A 493-nucleotide genomic window follows, 5' to 3' on the forward strand; every position below is an offset into this window, starting at 1 on the left:
AGTTAAAACGTTTCTACCTTTTTCCTTGTCTTTGTATCTTGGCAACTTAGGCTCTCCTGTAAATTTATCTGGCGATTTTTTGTATTGTTCTTTCGCTTTTTGGTAGGATTTAAAGGTTTTTTCTACTTGCTTTAATACTAACTGACTTACTTTGGCGGGTAAGGCTTGATAATCTGGACTCATTTTTAAGGCATGATGTAACTCAGTCATTGTTAAAAATGGTTGATGTGAAAATAAAACTTGACTGTTTAAATAAACAGCACAATTATACAGATTCTTCGATAAAAATCCTAATTTATCAATGACTGAATAATTTTTGTGATTAAATTTAATTAGATGTTTTTGAACTAATTTCATCATTCTCCTCAAGGCATTTAATTAAACATTCTGTCTTTCTATTTCGTCGTCTTAATGAGTATAATCGAGCGCAAAATGAGGTAATTATGCTCACGAAGTCTTGCCTTAAATCGTCTTTTCTTTCTTCTGCTAGATT

General features: G+C 31.0%; 1 protein-coding gene and 1 pseudogene. Both read right to left on the reverse strand.

Annotated elements, in window-relative coordinates; genetic code table 11:
• Positions 1-357: transposase (locus N0824_RS20435; RefSeq protein ID WP_108938071.1), on the reverse strand; the 357-nt coding region annotated here is incomplete at its 3' end.
• Positions 329-493, reverse strand: a pseudogene (locus N0824_RS21515) (IS607 family transposase); the annotation flags it as partial. The gene N0824_RS20435 and the pseudogene N0824_RS21515, both read right to left, overlap by 29 nt.

Origin of the sequence: Microcystis sp. 0824 (assembly GCF_003112475.1) — a bacterium.
In the GTDB taxonomy this organism is placed as follows: Bacteria; Cyanobacteriota; Cyanobacteriia; order Cyanobacteriales; family Microcystaceae; genus Microcystis; species Microcystis aeruginosa_C.